Here is a 17,636-nt window from a genome sequence, read left to right on the forward strand (position 1 = left end):
CTAAGACGTAAGGTTTCTACAGAACTAGACGCGTAAGGAGAAATATACCCCGCATCTTGCCGGCGCGGAATCGGCAAGCATCCTCCAAAACCACAAGCGACCAAATGATATTGGCCGGATTCTCGAATCCGTTTACGTCGCTTAGATGTTAGCCGAGTTCTGCAGCCGACGCGGCCCGACAACAACACCGCCGACAACGCAAAGCTTTTCAAATTAAGTATCGTATCTGGTTATGTCACTAGCGGCCGCTGCCAATATGTCTTTCGCTCGTTGAACTTCTTGGATGAAACCGATCCTAGGTCAGGCGTGCATCGTGTGACCGAAAAGTATTCGAATTGGAGATTTTAGCATGATCGCGTCATCAGGTATACGAAATAGCGACTGGAATGATTGGCGTTGGCAACTCGCTAACAGCGTCACCACATTCAATGGGCTGAAGGATCATATAAGCATTACGCCAGAAGAAGAGGAAGCTTTCCACAAGGTGGGTGAGCGATATGTTTTCCGTGTTACCCCCTATTACCTCTCGCTGATGGATAAGAACGACCCGAATGACCCGGTTCGCCTGCAGGCTATTCCAAATATAAAGGAGCTTGACGACATCTTCCATATTGATCAGCTCCCTTCATTCCACCAATCGGACGTTGGTTCCGAAAACCCTCTTTGGAAGGAGGGACAGACTGACGTGAGCTGCATCATTCACAGATATCCCGACCGCGTACTTTTCCATATTGCCAACCTGTGCGCTACCTACTGCAGACACTGCTCGCGCAAGGTTCATGCGGGCCGAGGCTCAATGGTTAGCGATCAAACTCTGATCGACAAAGGCATAGCGTACATTGCCGAGCGACCCGAGATTCGGGATGTACTGTTAAGCGGGGGTGACCCGCTGACGACTGGGGACAACAAGATAGAGTACGTACTATCACGCCTCAGGCAACTTCAGCATGTTCAGATTATTCGGATCGGCACGCGAACGCCTGTGACCATGCCACAACGGATCACGTCCGAATTCTGTCAGATGATCAGAAAGTACCATCCCATCTGGATCAATACTCACTTCAATCACCCCAATGAGGTGACGCCTGAAGCGAAACTTGCCGTCGAACGGTTACTTGACGCAGGCGTTCCGGTCGGGAACCAGTCCGTGCTCCTAAGAGGAATTAACGACACGGTTGAGGTTATGAAAGAATTGGTTCATAAACTCCTTATGGCGCGTGTGCGACCGTACTATTTGTACCATGCGGACTTGGTGCGAGGCGCTGAGCACTTCAGAACGTCAATTGCTACTGGGCTGCACATTATTGAGAACTTGCGTGGGCACACCACCGGCTTTGCCGTACCGCAATATGTAATCTGCACGCCGCTCGGCAAAACGCCGCTCAATCCCAACTACCTAATAGGATCTGGGCCCGGATATATCGTCCTCCGCAACTACGAATGGAGAACTTGGAAAGATCCGGACAGACTCGATCCGAAGTGAGCGCTGAATTCGAGGTCCAGGCATGTTTGTCGAGAAGCAGAAAGCGACGGAGCATGTGCTTTAAGCATAGCATTCTTGACAAGCTGGTCGAACCGATCAACCCGCGCCACTTCCGGTCATTGTGGATAGCCACGATGGCGATTCCTACGACAAGTTGTTCAGGAGCTGGGACCAGTTGCTGGTACTGATCTATGCGCAGCTAAGTGGCGCTGACAGCCTGCGCGGCCTGAAGCGACGCCGAGATCGGCCGCACGATCACCATCGAGACCGGCGCCACCTATGTGTTTGACAAGGGCTATTGCCATTACGGCCGGTGGGCGGCGATCGCCAAGGCCAAAGCCTCCTTCGTCACCCGGCCCAAATCCAAAATTAGGATCGAGGTGCTGCGCAAATGCCCTATCAACGTCGCAAGGCGACGGCTTCACCGTCTCGACGATGCCAGGGTGTTCAATCGCGATAAAGATGGAGCAAGAGCAATTATCTTGTCTCGCGGAGACGCTGCCAATTGTCGCCGTGTCAGCGCCGTGTGCGTCGGGTGGCGGGGCCGACACCGAAATGGGCCTGAAAGGCGCGTGAGAAATGGCTGCGGTTGCAAAACCCCGTGGCAAGCGCCACCTCGACGAGCGGGAGGTTCGACTGTTGCAGAATCTCGTCGGCCTTCTGCAACCGCAAAGACCGATAGAACTGCATAACGCTCTGTCCCAGGTGGTCCTTTGTCAGCCGCGCCAATTGCCGCGCCCCGACACCGCTCAGATGGGCCAGATCCTCCAGCTTTAGCGGGTCGGCGATGTGGCTTGCCATCAAGTCGACCATGGCGACCAGCGCGGGATGGTGCAAATCGTACATACGAGCCGGATCCAGCTGCTGCGGAGCCTCGGCCCGCCGGATGCCCGTGTGGATGAACCAGTCGCTGACCGCACGAGCTAGTTCAACACCATGATCCGAGGCGATCAGTGCGTGGGCCATGTCCAGGGGAGCCATGCCGCCGGCGCAGGTAAAGCGGTCGCGATCGATGACGAAGAGACGGCGTTCGATCAGCGCCTCGGGATAGATCTCGCGCATTGCATCGATGTGTTGCCAGTGGATCGTGAACCGGCGTGACGACATGACACCGGCCGCGGCCAGGACTGCCGCCCCGCCTGAAATCCCGCCCAGTGGCACCCCCGAACGGGCAAGACGCCGCAGCCAGCCCAGAATCCTGTTGTCGTGATAGGACAGCGGATTGCCGCCAGCCACGACGAAGAGAATGTCGAAATCAGTGCCTGCTTCTGAAACAGCTTCTGTTTCGAACGCGCCCGAGACGGAACTGCGCATCCAGCCGCCCTGGTCAGAGACGAAGCTGAGATCGTAGAGCCGCCGCTCGCTGAGCAGGTTGGCGGCGCGCAGCGGTTCGACCGCGGAGGCCGCTGACATCAAGGCATAGCCTTCTATCAGCAGGAAACCGTATCGCTGCGATCCGCCGTGATCATTCCCGTCAATCATCACATGGGAATCCCTTCTGCCCGATTGCATGCTGTTATATGTCCGAAAAGCGCACAAGAATGTCAATTGTAGAAACAACGCTTCGCTCTTGCCGTGACATAAGTCTCTGCAGTCCAAGGAGTTCTCGCTATGAGGTTTTCGGGCTTCCGCGTCTTTGCCGAAGCGCTCAAGGGGCATACCGGTTGGCGGCCGCTGTGGCGCAATCCCGAGCCCAAGCCCACCTACGATTACGTGATCGTCGGCGGGGGCGGTCATGGTCTAGCCACGGCTTATTACCTGGCCACGAAGTTTGGCCAGTCTCGTATCGCGGTGCTCGAGAAGGGTTGGCTCGGGTCCGGAAATGTCGGGCGAAACACGACGATCATCCGGTCGAACTACCTGCTTGCCGGCAACGAGCCCTTCTACGAGTTCTCGATGCAGCTCTGGGAAGGACTGGAGCAGGAGCTCAACTTCAACGCGATGGTCTCCCAGCGCGGCATCATCAACCTGTTTCATACAGATACACAGCGCGATGCCTTCCGCCGCCGCGGCAACGCCATGATGCTAGCGGGTGCGGGCGCCCGGCTGCTAAGCCGGGAGGAAATGCGCGCCATGGTTCCGTTCCTGAATTACGACAACGCGCGCTTCCCGATCAAAGGCGGCCTGATGCAGCAGCGTGCTGGCACCGCGCGGCACGATGGCGTGGCTTGGGGCTATGCCCGCGGCGTTGATCTTCACGGCGTGGACCTGATCCAGAATTGTGAGGTGACGGGTTTCCGGGCCGATCGCGGCAAGGTGCGTGGCGTGGAGACATCGCGCGGCTATATCGCCGCTGACAAGGTCGGCGTGGCGGTGGCGGGCTCCTCGGGCCGCGTCATGGCAAGGGCTGGAATGCGGCTTCCGATCGAAAGCCATGTTTTGCAGGCCTTTGTCACGGAGGGGCTCAAACCCACCATTCCCGGTGTGATCACGTTCGGGGCAGGCCATTTCTACATCAGCCAGTCGGACAAGGGCGGGCTTGTCTTCGGCGGCGATATCGACGGCTACAATTCCTATGCCCAACGCGGCAACCTGCCGGTGGTCGAGGACGTCGCCGAAGGCGGCATGGCGCTGATGCCGATGGTCGGGCGGGCTCGGCTCTTGCGCATGTGGGGCGGCCTCGTGGACATGTCGATGGACGGTTCGCCGATCATCGACCGCACGCATATTGAAGGCCTCTATTTCAACGGCGGCTGGTGCTATGGCGGCTTCAAGGCCACGCCTGCCAGCGGTTACGCCTTCGCCCATCTTCTTGCCACCGGCTCCCCTCACGAAACCGCGCGCGCCTATCGATTCGACCGGTTTGCACGCGGCTATGTGATCGATGAACGCGGCGCCGGTGCGCAGCCTAACCTGCATTGAGACCGTCCGATGCTGATCCCCCATCCACTTCTAGGCCCGCGCGCTGCGCAGGAATTCACCTACCTGGGCGACGCTCGGCTCATCGACCGTCCGGATCCATTTGCGCCTGGTGCCGAGGCCGCCTTTTGCGACTACGTCTTCCTGCGCGACAATCCAGCGGGCGTGCACCGCGAGCTGTGGTTCCACGAGAAGGGCGACCGCTCTTGGCTAGTCGTCACACGCGACACGGTCACCCATGAAATCCTCGGTGCGGAGCTGGCGCGCAATGTCGCCCTTTCGCGGACGAGGTGCAGCAAATGACACGACTAGCCGGAGGGTTGATCGACCGCTCACAACCCCTGAGCTTCACCTTCGACGGCAAACGGTATCAGGGCCATCCGGGCGACACGCTCGCTTCGGCGCTTCTGGCCAATGACGTGCGCCTAATGGGTCGCAGCTTCAAATATCATCGTCCGCGCGGGGTACTCTCGGCCGGCTCGGAGGAGCCGAATGCGCTGGTCGAGCTGCGCACGGGGGCACGGCAGGAGCCAAACACGCGTGCCACGGTCGTGGAGCTGTTCGAAGGGCTGGAGGCGCGGAGCCAGAACCGCTGGCCCTCACTCGGCTTCGATGCATTGGCAGTGAACGACCTGCTGTCGCCGTTCTTCACCGCCGGCTTCTACTACAAGACCTTTATGTGGCCAAAAGGCTTTTGGGAAAAGCTCTACGAGCCGGCGATCCGCAAAGCGGCGGGCCTCGGGCGCCTCTCCATGCAGGCCGACCCGGATGCATATGACAAGGGCTTCCTGCATTGCGACCTGCTGGTCATAGGTGGGGGGGCGGCGGGACTTGCGGCGGCACTGACGGCGGCGCGCTCGGGCGCGCGTGTGATTTTGGCGGACGAGGATTTCCGTTTGGGCGGGCGGCTTCTGTCCGGCACGGAAAAGCTGAACGGAGCGCAAGCCACTGATTGGATCTCAGCGTTGGAGGCTGAATTCGAGAGCCTGCCGAGCATTCGCGTGATGCGTCGCACCACTGTTTTCGGGGTCTATGATCACGGCATCTACGGTGCGGTGGAACGGGTCTCGGATCACCTTCCTGAGCTTGGTGACCGTGTGCGCCAGACACTCTGGCGTATCACGGCGAAACGCGCGGTACTGGCGGCGGGCGCTACGGAGCGGCCAATTGCCTTTGCCAACAATGACCGTCCGGGAATCATGTTGGCGGGCGCAATGCGAGCTTACGCCAATCGCTGGGCGGCGTGTCCGTCCGAGACGGTCGCCGTCTTCACTAATAACGACGACGGGCACCGCACGGCACGTGATCTTGCCTCCAAGGGTGTCCATGTTGCGGCTGTGATCGATGCGCGCCCCGAGGCAGGGGCTTCGGGCGATTTCTGTGTGATCAGAGGTGGCGTGGTCACCGACTCTCGTGGGCGGCTCGGGCTTACTGCGATCGAGATTCACGCAAACGGCCGCCGCGAATGGATCGAGTGCGGCGCGCTAGGTGTTTCGGGCGGTTGGAATCCGAATGTTCATCTCTTTTCGCATCATCGCGGTCGGCCTGTTTGGAATGAACTGCTGCAGGCGTTCCTGCCTGGTGAGGATGGGCCACCAGGATTGATTCCGGCAGGTGCCGCGGCGGGCCATTTTTCCACCGCCGACGCCTTGCGTTCCGGCGCGCGAGCCGCACAGCATGCGATGGACGGACTTGGAATGGCGGCAACGTTGCCCGATTTGCCGCGCGCCGAGGAGGCAGACTACACGGTTGCGCCCTTCTTCCATGTAGCGGGCAAGAAGCGCGCCTGGGTCGATTTCCAGAATGACGTGACAGTGAAGGATATCAAGCTCGCCCATGCCGAGAACATGCGGCCGGTAGAGCATTTGAAACGCTACACGACTCTGGGCATGGCGACGGACCAAGGCAAAACCGCAAACCTGACCGGGCTTGCCGTGATGGCGGAGCTAACCGGGAAGTCGATCCCGGAAACCGGGACAACGATCTTCCGCCCGCCCTACACGCCCGTAGCGCTTTCGGTGCTGGGCGGTGGCGATACGGGGCCGAATTTCCGCCCGCGCCGCTTGACGCCGACCCACCACTGGGCGGAAGCGCTAGGCGCGGCGTTCGTCGAGGTCGGCCAGTGGATGCGTGCGCAATACTATCCGCGTCCGGGCGAAACGCACTGGCGCCAGAGCGTCGACCGCGAGGCCAGGGCCGTGCGCAGCGCTGTGGGCCTGTGTGACGTGACCACACTCGGCAAGGTCGATGTGCAGGGCGCCGACGCGGGCGAGTTTCTCAACCGGCTCTACAGCAACGTGATGGCCACGCTGAAGGTCGGCCGTGTCCGCTACGGGCTGATGCTGCGCGAAGACGGCTTTGCCTATGACGACGGCACCTGCGCGCGGCTCGCCGAGGATCACTATGTGGTCACCACGACGACGGCAAATGCGGGTTTGGTCTACCGCAACATGGAGTTTGCGCGCCAATGCCTCTGGCCGGATCTCGATGTGCAGGTCATTTCCACGACCGACGCATGGGCGCAGATCGCCGTCGCCGGGCCGAAATCGCGCGCACTGCTCGCCCGCATCGTGGGCGGGTTCGACCTGTCGAACGAGGTCTTCCCCTTCATGGCTTGCGCGGAGCTCACCGTCTGCAGCGGCCTGAGCGCGCGGCTCTTCCGCATCTCGTTTTCGGGCGAGCTCGCCTATGAAGTTGCGGTTCCCGCACGATACGGCCACGCATTGATGGAGCGGCTGATGGCGGTGGGTGCCGATCTCGGAGCGACGCCCTATGGCACCGAGGCACTGGGCGTGCTGCGGATGGAGAAGGGACACGCCGCCGGCCCCGAGTTGAACGGACAGACGACGGCCGCCATGGTCGGACTCGGCAGTATGGTGTCGCAGAAGAAGGATTCCGTCGGCGCCGTTATGTCGCGGCGCGAGGGCCTTGCGGGCGACAGGCGACGCCTGGTGGGGCTGCGGCCCGTCGATCCGGCCGGGAAGGTGGTCAGCGGCTCGCATCTTTTTGCCGAGGACGCGCCGCAGAGTCTTGACACCGATCAGGGCTGGATCACTTCAGCCTGCTACAGTCCGCATGTCGGCTCGATGATCGGGCTCGGTTTCCTCGAGAACGGAGATGAACGGCTGGGCGAGGTGATCGTGGCTGCGAACCCGCTCGAAGGCGAAAGCGCGCGCCTGCGCGTCGTCCCTGCCTGTTTCGTCGACCCCGAGGGAGAACGTCTGCGTGACTGACCTGAGGCCTTTTACCGCGCTCGGTGCCGTGACACCCGGATCCGCATCTTTCGGAGCGCTCGACCTGCGGGAGAATGCTGGTCTCGCGCTTGCATCGCTTGCGGTGCGCCGGGGAACCGTTGAGCCCACACCCTTTGGGCTCACTCTTCCCGAACCAGGCCGCTGGGTTGCAGGGCAAAGGGTTGCCGCGCTCTGGACCGGACAGGGTCAGTGGATGATCGAGGCCGAGTGTCGCGCCGAGCTCGATTTCGCCGCGGAGCTTAAGCAGGTCACCCCCGGCTGCTCGGTGACTGAGCAGACCGATGGTTGGGTCGGCTTCGAGATTATCTCGCGGGCCGGCTCAATGCCTCTCGAGGCATTGCTGTCGAAGCTTGTCAACATCGATCCCGCGGATTTTGGCCCGGGCCGCGCGACGCGTACCGGCCTTGAGCATATGAGCTGTTTCGTCATCCGCCGCGGCGACGCTCATGTCGCCGTGCTGGGCGCGCGCTCGTCCGCCGGATCGCTCTGGCACGCGTTGGAAACGACTGCGAAGCGGCTCGAGGAGCAGGTCACATGACAGCTCAGATCATCGACGGCAATGTTCTCGACGCAGCTACGTTCGAGGGTCGCTGGCCATGTGACGTGGCTCAAGGAGGAGCATGGGAGCATTGCGCCGGGCCTCGCTATCGTTCTGGTAGGCGACGATCCGGCGTCGGAAGTCTATGTGCGCAACAAAGGACGGAAGACTATCGAAGCCGGCATGAAAAGTGTTGAGCACAAGCTGCCCACGGAAACGTCTCAGGCCGATCTGTTTGCTCTAATCGAGCAGCTGAATTCCGATCTGGAGATTCATGGTATCCTCGTCCAGTTCGCTCTACCCAGACATCTGAACGCCGATCTGGTGGTCAATGCGATGGATCGGGCAAAGGATGTCGATGGGTTTCACATTTCGAATGTCGGGCTTCTCGGTACCGGACAAAATGCTATGGTCCCGTGTACGCGCTGGGCTGTTTGATGATGCTGCGCGGCCATCTGGGCGATCTGTCCGGACGCGAAGCAGTGGTCGTGGGGCGCTCGAACATCGTTGGAAAACCGATGGCGCAACTTCTGCTCGGCGACAACTGCACCGTAACCATCGCGCAGTCGCGGACACGCGATCTGGCATCAATCTGTCGCCGGGCCGATATCCTTGTGGCTGCCACCGGCCGCCCCGAGATGATCCCCGGCGCCTGGATCCGAAGGCGCGACGGTAATCGACGTGGGCATCAATCGGATCGCGCGGGACGGCAAACAACAACTGTTGGGCGACGTGGACTTTAGAAGCGCGGCGCAGATGGCGGGCGCCATAACGCCAGTGCCGGGAGGTGTCGGTCCAATGACTATCGCCGGTCTGCTCGCTTACACAGTCACCGCCTGCTGCCGTGCGAACGGACTGCCGGCGCTCGAGGCCTGACCTTATGAGCCCTATACACGTCCGGCATCCAACCTGACGCGCCGAACGAATCTGTTCTGCACAACCCGGGAAAATCGATATGGAAAAATATTGCCTCACGGTCACGTGCAAGTCGAAGCGCGGGATTGTCGCCGCCATCGCAGGCTACCTCGCCGACAACGGCTGCAACATCACCGACAGCTCGCAATTTGACGATTCGCAGACCGGCAACTTCTTCATGCGCGTCAGCTTCAGTTCCGAAGAGGGCATTGGGCTCGATACACTGCGCAACGGGTTTGCCGACACCGGCGAGGCGTTCGGAATGGACTTCGCCTTAAACGACGAGAGCCGCAAGATGAAGGTGATCATCATGGTCTCGCGTTTCGGCCATTGTCTGAACGACCTTCTGTACCGCTGGCGCATCGGAGCGCTACCAGTCGACATAGTGGCGGTGATCTCGAACCACATGGACTATCAGAAGCCGGTTGTGAACCACGACATCCCGTTCCACTACATCAAAGTGACGAAGGAGAATAAGCGCGAAGCCGAAGCGCAGCAGATGCGAATTGTTGGGGAGACCGGCGCAGAGTTGATCGTACTCGCCCGATACATGCAGGTGCTGTCGGATGAGATGTCCGAGCAGATGTCCGGCCACATCATCAACATTCATCACTCTTTCCTGCCCTCCTTCAAAGGAGCGAACCCCTACAAGCAGGCTTTTGAACGCGGGGTGAAGCTGATCGGCGCGACCTCGCATTATGTGACCGCCGATCTCGACGAGGGGCCGATAATCGAGCAGGATATCGTGCGCGTAACGCACGCCCAGAGCCCATCCGACTATGTCTCGCTCGGGCGCGACGTCGAAAGCCAGGTTCTCGCACGCGCGATCCATGCGCATATCCACCGCCGTGTCTTCCTTAACGGAAACAAGACCGTTGTCTTTCCTGCTTCGCCGGGCTCCCATGCTTCCGAACGTATGGGATGAGCCATACGGATGAGATCTGATCCTGTCGTCCGGCAAGAACGCGTCGAATCACACGTGTCGGACGCCAGGGTTCCTGCGGGTTTCGCCAGTCAATTCCGGACAACAAATAGGCAAATAGGAAAGTTGCGCTGGCGAGATCACAACGCTCCGCCTTCAGTGTTCGGCAGATAAACCGGCCTCGTTCCAAGTTTTTCGTGAACAGACATGCTCCTTGGCCAAATCAATTTTATCAGGTCACCCCGCCGGCCCCGGAAGCAGAATAGATGACCGCCTAAAGGGTCATGCTTCAAAACCTCCTGCACCCGCAGAGCCAGCGAGGGTAAACCACACCGCATGTCGGTATGCCCTGTCGCCAGCCAAACCTTCACGCTTGACCCCATGGGAAGGAGATTCATCGAAGCGTCTCCAGCCCGCGCATGAACCGCACCAGAGCTTCCACATCGACATCCCGGCCGACGCGATCACCTGCCGGCGGCTGAGACTCAGCACTTCACCAGGCCACTCGTCGATAGGGAGTTCGTATCCATTGGCGGCATCTCAGCAGGCACGAATCCTTCGATCCGCCTGCCGCCAAGATCGCCCCTCCCGAAACAACTGACGCCAACGATATAGTTGCAATCGGGAAATTCCGTGCCTCGAGGCCGTCGCTGAGACCCGACGACCACCGTCAGCGAAACTGTCCTCGACATTCCATCCGTGAATCGACGCAGACCGTGTCGATGATCCTCAAGGCGCGAATAACTGAAAGCATCCTGAGAACCATCATAGGTCGCCATCACAGCCATCATGCGAATGCTAGTCGTCCTGGCGCCCCCTACTCAGGAATGCCGAGAACATAACACTCTTTCTTCCTTGATCAATACGGATAGTCGAGAGTCTCTCTAGAGAGTGGGGGTGTGAGATGCCAGTCAGTCGGCTGCCGGCCGCCGCAAACGGCATAACCGGTCTCAAGACATCTAAAGGCCGGATAGACATTTCGGCAGTTCGCTGCTTGGGCCGACACAGAGCAAGGTTGTGCCAGTTCGTCTCGCGCGAGGGAGCGTAGTTCGCTGCGCTTCCGGTAGGCGTTCACAGCTTCTCGCCGGCCGTTCAGGTCTAACACTGGTTGTCACCTAAGCTAAGGCAGCGGCAGATCTCGGCCAAATTCCTTGTACGGCTGTGCGCGACAGTCACGGTGCAGCGTGGTGGTTGCGCGGCAGGCAGCCGAGTGGGGTGCAGGGCACCATCGACTGCTGCCCTGTCCCCATCGGTCGCGTATCCCAGTATCCAATGTGTGTGCTTGACTACGTATCCAATCTGTGTGCTGAATAAGTTCGGCAAAGGGGCAAGGCGTCTGTCCGCCGTTCGGTGGGGCGAAGCGACGATTGCTACATGCGGCACCCGCAACCAAAAAAGGGACAGTTTGCAGAGGACACGAAGACTGGATCCCGCCAGCGTAGATTGCATGCGCAGTGCCGTTACTCGCAATCGGCGTGGTGCAGGTCCGAGCCAGGAACTCGAACTCGAGGTCGCCATCTGCGGCGGTGGTTAAGGTGATGCGGCTCCGATCGCCTTCGCGGAACTCTGTCAGTTTGCCACTGGCATTATTGCGACGCAGGCATGTTGCGAGATTGCGGCAACTGAAAACAACATAGGTGCCGACTCGGCCATGGGCAAAAGCAGCCCGGCGAAATGGCGTGATGTACGTGGCAAGCCTGGGGGAAGAGTAGCATCAACATGACCAAAGCCTGGAAACTTTAGATGCGCGGCTAGCATGGATTCTTGTTGCCCCCACTCTTATGCTGCTCCTAGTGCTTCTCGTGCTGCCGATCGTCATCATGGCGATCTACACCTTTTTTACCTTTGTTAATGCAGGAGTTGAAACCAGCGCGCCCACGCTGGCCAACTGGCAGGAATTCCTCTCCGACAGCTACTATCACGGCTTCCTGCTGAAGACCGTGCGGGTGGGAATGATGAGCGCCATCATCTGCGCGGTGCTCGGCTATTTCCCAGCTTACTTCATTTGGGCGACCACCTTCCGGCACAAGTGGCTGATGCTCGTGCCGTTCTGGATCAGCTTCACCATCCGCACCTTTTCCTGGATCAACATCCTCGGCGAACAGGGCGTCATCAACGTCGCGCTGCTGAAAATGGGCATCATCAACGAGCCGCTGCCGATGCTCTACAACGAGGGCGCGGTGATCCTCGGGCTGCTGCACTTCCTTTTGCCCTACATGATCCTCAACGTCTATGTGAGCCTTGAGGGCATCGACCGCACGCTGATCTCGGCGGCGCGCTCGATGGGCTGCACCAGCGCGCAGGCGTTCCGCGAGGTGACTCTGCCGCTCTCTCTGCCCGGCCTCGCGGCGGGCCTGCTGCTCTGCTTCGTGCTGGCGGCCGGCAGCTATGTGACCCCGCAGTTGCTCGGATCGGGCCGCGATGCGCTGTTCGGCAATTTGATCAACGACACCATCATGGGCGAGCTGAACTGGCCGATGGGTGCCACGCTCTCGATCGTCCTGTTCGTCGTGCTCGGCTTCTTCGCCGCCATCTACACCCGCTACATGGGCATGTCGCAGATCGTCAAAGGACTGGGTGGATGATGAAGCCTGGGCAAATGAAAGCGGGGCGGCGGAGCAAGGAAGGCAGATGGGCCTGGCGGCTGACTGGCTTCGTCACGCTTTGTGTCTATATCTTCATGTTCGCGCCGATCGTGGCCACCGTCATTCTGTCGTTCAACGCCTCGATGTTCGGCGGCTTTCCGATGACCGGCGTCAGGCTGCGGTGGTATGCCAAGCTCTTGACCAATGAGCCGGTGCTCGCCGCCTTCCAGACATCGATGTGGATAGCCTTGGTCACGGCGATAGCCACCACTGCGATGGGCGTCGTCACGGCCTATGCGCTAGTGCGCTTCGAATTCCCCGGCAAGCAGGCGCTGAGCACGCTGATGATCCTGCCGGCGCTGGTGCCGGAAACCATCGTCGGCGTCGGCCTTCTGGTGCTGATCAAGGCGATCGACCAACCGCGGACCCTGTTTCTCCTGGTGCTCGGCCACATCCTGCTCGCCGTGCCCTATGTGGTTCTGATTGCCCAGGCCCGCATGGTCGGCATCCGGCACGTCTATGAGGAGGCGGCACTTTCGCTTGGCGCCTCGCGCTTCTCGTCTTTCCGCGAGATCACGCTGCCGCTGCTCGTCCCCGCCGTCGTCGCGGGCGCGATGCTCGCCTTCACCGTCTCATTCGACAACACCTCGGCGAGCCTGTTCTGGCGGCCCGCAGGGGTCGAGACGATGCCGACGCAAATCCTTTCGATGCTCAAGGTCTCGATCAGTCCGGAGATCAATGCGCTCGGCACGGTTATGATCCTGGTGACCGTCGGCATCCCGCTGCTCGGCGGCCTGATCCTGCAAAGCCTCACCCGGTTCAGGAAAAAAGCAACGTAAATGGGAGAACTGCAATGAAACTGACCAACACCAAACGACTGGAGCGGCTCAACGACCGCTATGTCAACGGCGATATCAGCCGGCGCTCGTTCCTGACGCTGACGGCGGCGGCCGCCGCCGCCACCGGATTGTCCATGCCCTGGATGGGACGCGCGCTGGCGCTGTCTCAGAAGTGCGCTTCGACGGCTGGGGCGGCACGGTGCAGGATGCGATCGACAAATATGCGTTCCAGCCCTACACGGCCAAGACCAAGATCAAGGTGGTCCAGGGCACGTTCGGCGGCGAGGAAGAGATCATCACCAAAATCAAGACTTCCAAGCCCGGTGACTTCCAGATCGTGCATTCGTCCGGCGACTACTACATCAAATATGTGAATGCCGGGATGAACTCGGAGATCAACGAGGCCAACATTCCCAACATGGCGAATGTGCTGCAGCCGATGATCGAGCCGCTCCGCAAGCTGACGCCGAAGCTTTCGGCCGTGCCTTAGGACTACGGCACCACCGGCATCGCCTACAACACCAAGGTGATCTCGCCGGAGGAGGCGAAGGAGAAAGGTGCGGGCCTGCTGCTCGACAAGAAATATGCGGGCAAGATCGGCGGCGCGGACGGCATGGTCACGCGCGTCTGGTACGCGGCTCTGGCCACCGGGCAGGACCCCAACGACATCAAGGACATGGACATGATCTGGGCCAAGGTGCGCGAGACGCGCGACCTCGTCAAAAAGTTCTGGAGCTCCGGCGCGGAACTGATGGATCTGCTGTCCAAGGGCGAGATCGTGGTGACCGATGCCTGGTCGGGCCGCGTCGCCGCCTTGCAGGACCAGGGCCATCCGATCCGCTATCTCGATCCGGCCGGCTCCTACGCCTGGATGGAGGACATACTCGTCCTCAAGGGTTCGCCGATGGCCGAGTGCGAGGAGCTGATCAACTTCATGCTCGACCCGGTGACTGCTATCGCGGTGGCCGAGGGCCAAGGCTATCCGCCGTCGCTGGATCCGACGAAGGTCAAGCTCACCGAGACGATCGAGAAGCTACCGGCCTTCGACTCGACAGGCATGATGAAGTCTTTGACCTTCGCCGATCCGGTCTATTGGGCGACCAACGAGGAGGCGTGGACCAAGCAGTGGAAGAGGATCTCGAAAGGTGCGTGAGTGCGTTGAAACCATGCAGCCGTCCCGGCCGAGCTCGGCCGGGACGGACCTTTCGATCGCAGGTGTGGAACGCCCGGCGGTAGAGTTCCGCAACATCGACATCGCCTATGGCAAGTTCGGCGCGGTGCGCGATTTCTCGCTGTCGATCCGCAAGGGCAGCTTCGTCACGCTGCTCGGGCCGTCAGGCTGCGGCAAGACGACGATCCTGCGCTCCATCGCGGGGCTGGTCCATATTTCGGGCGGCCAAATCATGATCGATGGTCGGCGTGTCGACGACGTGCCGATCTACAAGCGCAACATCGGCCTGATTTTCCAGAGCTATGCGCTGTTTCCGCATAAAAGCGTCTTCGACAACGTCGCTTTCGGCCTGAAATACCACGACGTGCCCAAGGCTGACATCGCGCGTAAGGTCGGCAAGGCGCTGGAGATGGTCAGGCTTCCAGGCAGCGAAAAGAAACTGCCTCGCAATTGTCGGGCGGGCAGCAGCAGCGCATCGCGCTCGCCCGCGCCATCGTCTTCGAGCCGCAGGTGCTGCTGCTCGACGAGCCGCTGTCGGCTCTCGACGCAAACATGCGCGAGGAAATGCGCGTCGAAATCAAGAAGATCCAGAAAGAGACCGGCATCACCGCGATATTCGTCACCCATGACCAGGAAGAAGCACTGTCGATGTCGGATCGGATCGTAGTGATGAACGCCGGGATGGCTGAACAGATTGGCACGCCCGAACAGGTTTATGAACAACCCGCGACTGCCTTCGTGGCCGACTTCCTAGGCAAGGCCAACATGCTACAGGGCGTCGTGTCAGCTTTGGAAGGGCAGGTCGCGTCTATCACGCTTGCTGGCGGTCAATCGATAAAGGTCATCGCCCCGACGCGCCTTGACTCTGGCATGCGCCTCACGATCGTGATCCGTCCGCAAAAGATTGCCGTTGGTTGTAGATCTAATGCGAATACGCTGAAGGGCAGAGTGGTGTGCCCCTCCTACCTCGGAGGAAGTGCCCTCTACGAGATCGACATCGGAACAGGTTTGCCGGTTCGCGCAAGTACGATGATCAATGGGCTGATCGCGCGCGAGGGTGAGACGATCGACATCAGCTTCGACGCCTCTGCCAGTGTGTTGCTCGATGAACAGGGACTTCTTATCGCCTAGCCTTGAGCCCGTTCGACGCTTTTGGGACTTTGGCGAGTCGACCCATGGATATCTACTTCAGGTTTGGCGTGACCATCTCCACAATTGCCGATTGCCAAAACACGAATGGCAACGCGTGCGAATAAGCTAGTGGGTCCGTTTGCCTCGATATCCTCCCGCAAGTTGTATTCCGTTATTTCGGCAGCAATCTCTTCGTCATAGAAGTACTTATCCCCGCAGCTGCTGTAGGTTGGCCCTGATAGACGTGGCGATGTTTGGCTACCTGCCGGGCTCAAGATCTGCGCCTGGCGATTAGATTGGCAGATGGATTTATGATTGGCGTAATTTGAGGCCCGCATCTGGGCAATCGTTGCCTCGGTCGGCTACGTGCTCGAGGCCTTGGCGCGGCGCGAGCTTCTTTCAAAAATGGTAGGGGCCGCTGGGAAACGCGAAGCAGTCGGGGCATCTGAAGTCCGCCCTGGGCCTGCCGACGCGGCGGCCCTGTCTGATCATCGGTGACGGAGTCCGCTATCGCTCCTGTGCTCCTGCGGGCCGCCGGAGACGGAGCTGCGCGCGCTCGCCAGCGAGCGCCAGCACATCTCGGTGAAGATTCGCTGCGGACGTTGCGCGCCGACCGCCGATGCTGCGGAAGGTCCGCGTTTTGTGGAGGTGGAACGGGTATCCAACTTGACTGCGTATCCAATTTGTGTGCTGAATGTGATCGTCCATTGAGCAACGCCCGTTTAGCCCCGGCTCGACTGGGACGGAGCGGAAGTCGATAAAAGGGGCCCGGGCTCGCCGCCTTTCTTCGATTGGCGACGACGGATATACATGCCGCGCCCGGAGACCGGCGTCGGTGAGAAGAACAGCAATCACAGGGGAATTCGTATGCAACTGAATGAACGCAAGATTTCTCGCCGCGGCCTAATCTCGGCGGCCAGTGTTCTGCTGGCGGCGCCGTATATCATACGCGCAGACCGCGCCTTCGCCCAAGGCGGCGAAATCTCTTTCGTTACTTGGGGCGGAGCATACAAGGAAGCCGTCCAAAAAGCTGTCATTGAGCCCTTCACGGCAGAGACCGGCATCAAGGTGAACGTCATCGATACGCCCGACCTTGCCAAGGTAAAGGCGCAGGTCACCTCAGGAAATGTCGATTGGGACGTGTTCGACGCGCCGAGCGCACTCGGGGCGTCGGGCTCGAAGGAGGGCTACTGGGAACCCCTCGACCCGGCGCTCTTCGATGCCGATGATCTGGCGCTGCCAGCGGATCGTGACCGTGTCCCCTTCTACACCTTTGCCGGCGGCATCGCGTGGGATCCGGCGAAGTTCCCTGAAGGCAAGCATCCGACCACCTTCGCGGAGTATTTCGACTACAAGAAGTTTCCCGGCCGGCGCACTTTCCGCGATCGGCCCAGCGAGACCCTCGAAGCTGCCCTGCTGGCCGATGGCGTATCGCCCAGCGAACTCTATCCGCTGGACGTCGACCGTGCTTTCAAGAAACTCGATACCATCAAGCCTTATGTCGCCTCCTGGGTCGCCGCTACGCCGCAGACCGTCACCCTGCTGCAGACCGGCGAGGTCGATTTCTCCTACACCTATTCGGCCCGCGTGAAGGCGACTCAGGCAAGCGACAAGACCCTATCCTTCTCCTTCGCCGAGGCCTTAATCGGCACCGAGTATCTCGCGGTTGTCAAGGGCGCGCCCCACAAAGAGAACGCGTTCAAGTTCGTGTCCTACGCGCTGCGGCCTGAAGCCCAGGCGCCGCTGATGGAGCAGCTCGGCTACAATCCGAACTCCAAGAAGTCGCTGAGAATGCTCTCCGATAGCGCCCGCAAGTGGCTGCCGGATTCGAACAATCCACGGAACGTCATCCTGAACGACAACTGGTGGGCTGATAACTTCGAAACGATCTCTCGCCGGTTCAAGGAGTGGATTCTCACCTGATCCGGAGGCTCCCCGC

At 60.2% G+C, this 17,636-nt stretch carries 14 protein-coding genes and 4 pseudogenes; 16 read left to right on the forward strand and 2 right to left on the reverse strand.

The features are described 5' to 3' along the window. Nucleotides 1–349: 349 nt before the first annotated feature. The gene (locus X751_RS137920) at nt 350–1,483 is read left to right on the forward strand and encodes a KamA family radical SAM protein (RefSeq protein ID WP_032893247.1); all 1,134 of its coding nucleotides are present in this window, start codon (nt 350–352) and stop codon (nt 1,481–1,483) included. 53 nt (nt 1,484–1,536) lie between these two features. After that, nucleotides 1,537–2,016, forward strand: a pseudogene (locus X751_RS1000000168125) (DUF4372 domain-containing protein); the annotation flags it as partial. Here X751_RS1000000168125 and X751_RS137915 read toward each other — a convergent pair. After that, nucleotides 2,000–2,965, reverse strand: a complete 966-nt coding sequence (locus tag X751_RS137915; protein WP_023746048.1) for a GlxA family transcriptional regulator — start codon at nt 2,963–2,965, stop codon at nt 2,000–2,002. The pseudogene X751_RS1000000168125 and the gene X751_RS137915 overlap by 17 nt on opposite strands. Nucleotides 2,966–3,094: 129 nt before the next feature. On the opposite strand from X751_RS137915, the gene X751_RS137910 reads away from it, so the two are divergent. From X751_RS137910 to purU, 6 genes and pseudogenes are all read left to right on the forward strand, one after another. After that, complete coding sequence (locus X751_RS137910) at nt 3,095–4,345, forward strand: sarcosine oxidase subunit beta family protein (protein WP_023746049.1); 1,251 nt, start codon at nt 3,095–3,097, stop codon at nt 4,343–4,345. Between the two features lie 9 nt (nt 4,346–4,354). Further along, nucleotides 4,355–4,645, forward strand: a complete 291-nt coding sequence (locus X751_RS137905; RefSeq protein WP_023746050.1) for a sarcosine oxidase subunit delta — start codon at nt 4,355–4,357, stop codon at nt 4,643–4,645. After that, the gene (locus X751_RS137900; RefSeq protein ID WP_023746051.1) at nt 4,642–7,575 is read left to right on the forward strand and encodes a sarcosine oxidase subunit alpha family protein; all 2,934 of its coding nucleotides are present in this window, start codon (nt 4,642–4,644) and stop codon (nt 7,573–7,575) included. The genes X751_RS137905 and X751_RS137900 overlap by 4 nt, the downstream gene beginning before the upstream one ends. Beyond that, nucleotides 7,568–8,134 carry a sarcosine oxidase subunit gamma gene (locus X751_RS137895; RefSeq protein WP_023746052.1) on the forward strand — a complete coding sequence of 189 codons (567 nt, stop codon included), beginning with the start codon at nt 7,568–7,570 and terminating at the stop codon, nt 8,132–8,134. The genes X751_RS137900 and X751_RS137895 overlap by 8 nt, the downstream gene beginning before the upstream one ends. A gap of 84 nt (nt 8,135–8,218) precedes the next feature. Further along, nucleotides 8,219–9,010, forward strand: a pseudogene (folD, locus tag X751_RS01000000164265) (bifunctional methylenetetrahydrofolate dehydrogenase/methenyltetrahydrofolate cyclohydrolase FolD); the annotation flags it as partial. A 79-nt stretch (nt 9,011–9,089) separates the two neighbouring features. Next, on the forward strand, nt 9,090–9,974 hold the full coding sequence (gene purU / locus X751_RS137890) for a formyltetrahydrofolate deformylase (RefSeq protein ID WP_023746053.1): 885 nt from the start codon (nt 9,090–9,092) through the stop codon (nt 9,972–9,974). A 137-nt stretch (nt 9,975–10,111) separates the two neighbouring features. Here the strand turns inward: purU and tnpB are convergent, their stop codons facing one another. Beyond that, the gene (gene tnpB / locus X751_RS1000000168130; protein ID WP_348524586.1) at nt 10,112–10,369 is read right to left on the reverse strand and encodes an IS66 family insertion sequence element accessory protein TnpB; all 258 of its coding nucleotides are present in this window, start codon (nt 10,367–10,369) and stop codon (nt 10,112–10,114) included. 1,383 nt (nt 10,370–11,752) lie between these two features. Here tnpB and X751_RS137885 point away from each other — a divergent pair. The 8 genes and pseudogenes from X751_RS137885 (at nt 11,753) to X751_RS137875 (ending at nt 17,620) form a co-directional block, all read left to right on the forward strand. After that, nucleotides 11,753–12,556 (forward strand): ABC transporter permease, encoded by an 804-nt coding sequence (locus X751_RS137885; RefSeq protein ID WP_023746054.1) that lies wholly within the window; start codon nt 11,753–11,755, stop codon nt 12,554–12,556. A gap of 14 nt (nt 12,557–12,570) precedes the next feature. Further along, a complete protein-coding gene (locus X751_RS137880) occupies nt 12,571–13,395 on the forward strand; it encodes an ABC transporter permease (protein WP_023746055.1) in 825 nt (274 codons plus the stop codon). A gap of 14 nt (nt 13,396–13,409) precedes the next feature. Next, nucleotides 13,410–13,516, forward strand: a pseudogene (locus X751_RS1000000168135) (twin-arginine translocation signal domain-containing protein); the annotation flags it as partial. Nucleotides 13,517–13,567: 51 nt separating this feature from the next. Continuing rightward, the gene (locus X751_RS1000000168140) at nt 13,568–13,885 is read left to right on the forward strand and encodes a hypothetical protein (protein WP_245265848.1); all 318 of its coding nucleotides are present in this window, start codon (nt 13,568–13,570) and stop codon (nt 13,883–13,885) included. A gap of 36 nt (nt 13,886–13,921) precedes the next feature. After that, entirely contained in the window at nt 13,922–14,548 is a 627-nt protein-coding gene (locus tag X751_RS1000000168145; protein WP_245265836.1) for an extracellular solute-binding protein, read from the forward strand. 13 nt (nt 14,549–14,561) lie between these two features. Next, nucleotides 14,562–15,040: pseudogene (locus X751_RS1000000168150) on the forward strand (ABC transporter ATP-binding protein); the annotation flags it as partial. Nucleotides 15,041–15,436: 396 nt separating this feature from the next. Then, entirely contained in the window at nt 15,437–15,697 is a 261-nt protein-coding gene (locus X751_RS1000000168155; protein WP_245265845.1) for a TOBE domain-containing protein, read from the forward strand. An 867-nt stretch (nt 15,698–16,564) separates the two neighbouring features. Beyond that, complete coding sequence (locus tag X751_RS137875; RefSeq protein WP_031247291.1) at nt 16,565–17,620, forward strand: ABC transporter substrate-binding protein; 1,056 nt, start codon at nt 16,565–16,567, stop codon at nt 17,618–17,620. Nucleotides 17,621–17,636 lie beyond the last annotated feature (16 nt).

This window comes from Mesorhizobium sp. LNJC394B00 (assembly GCF_000502555.1).
Classification (GTDB): Bacteria; Pseudomonadota; Alphaproteobacteria; order Rhizobiales; family Rhizobiaceae; genus Mesorhizobium.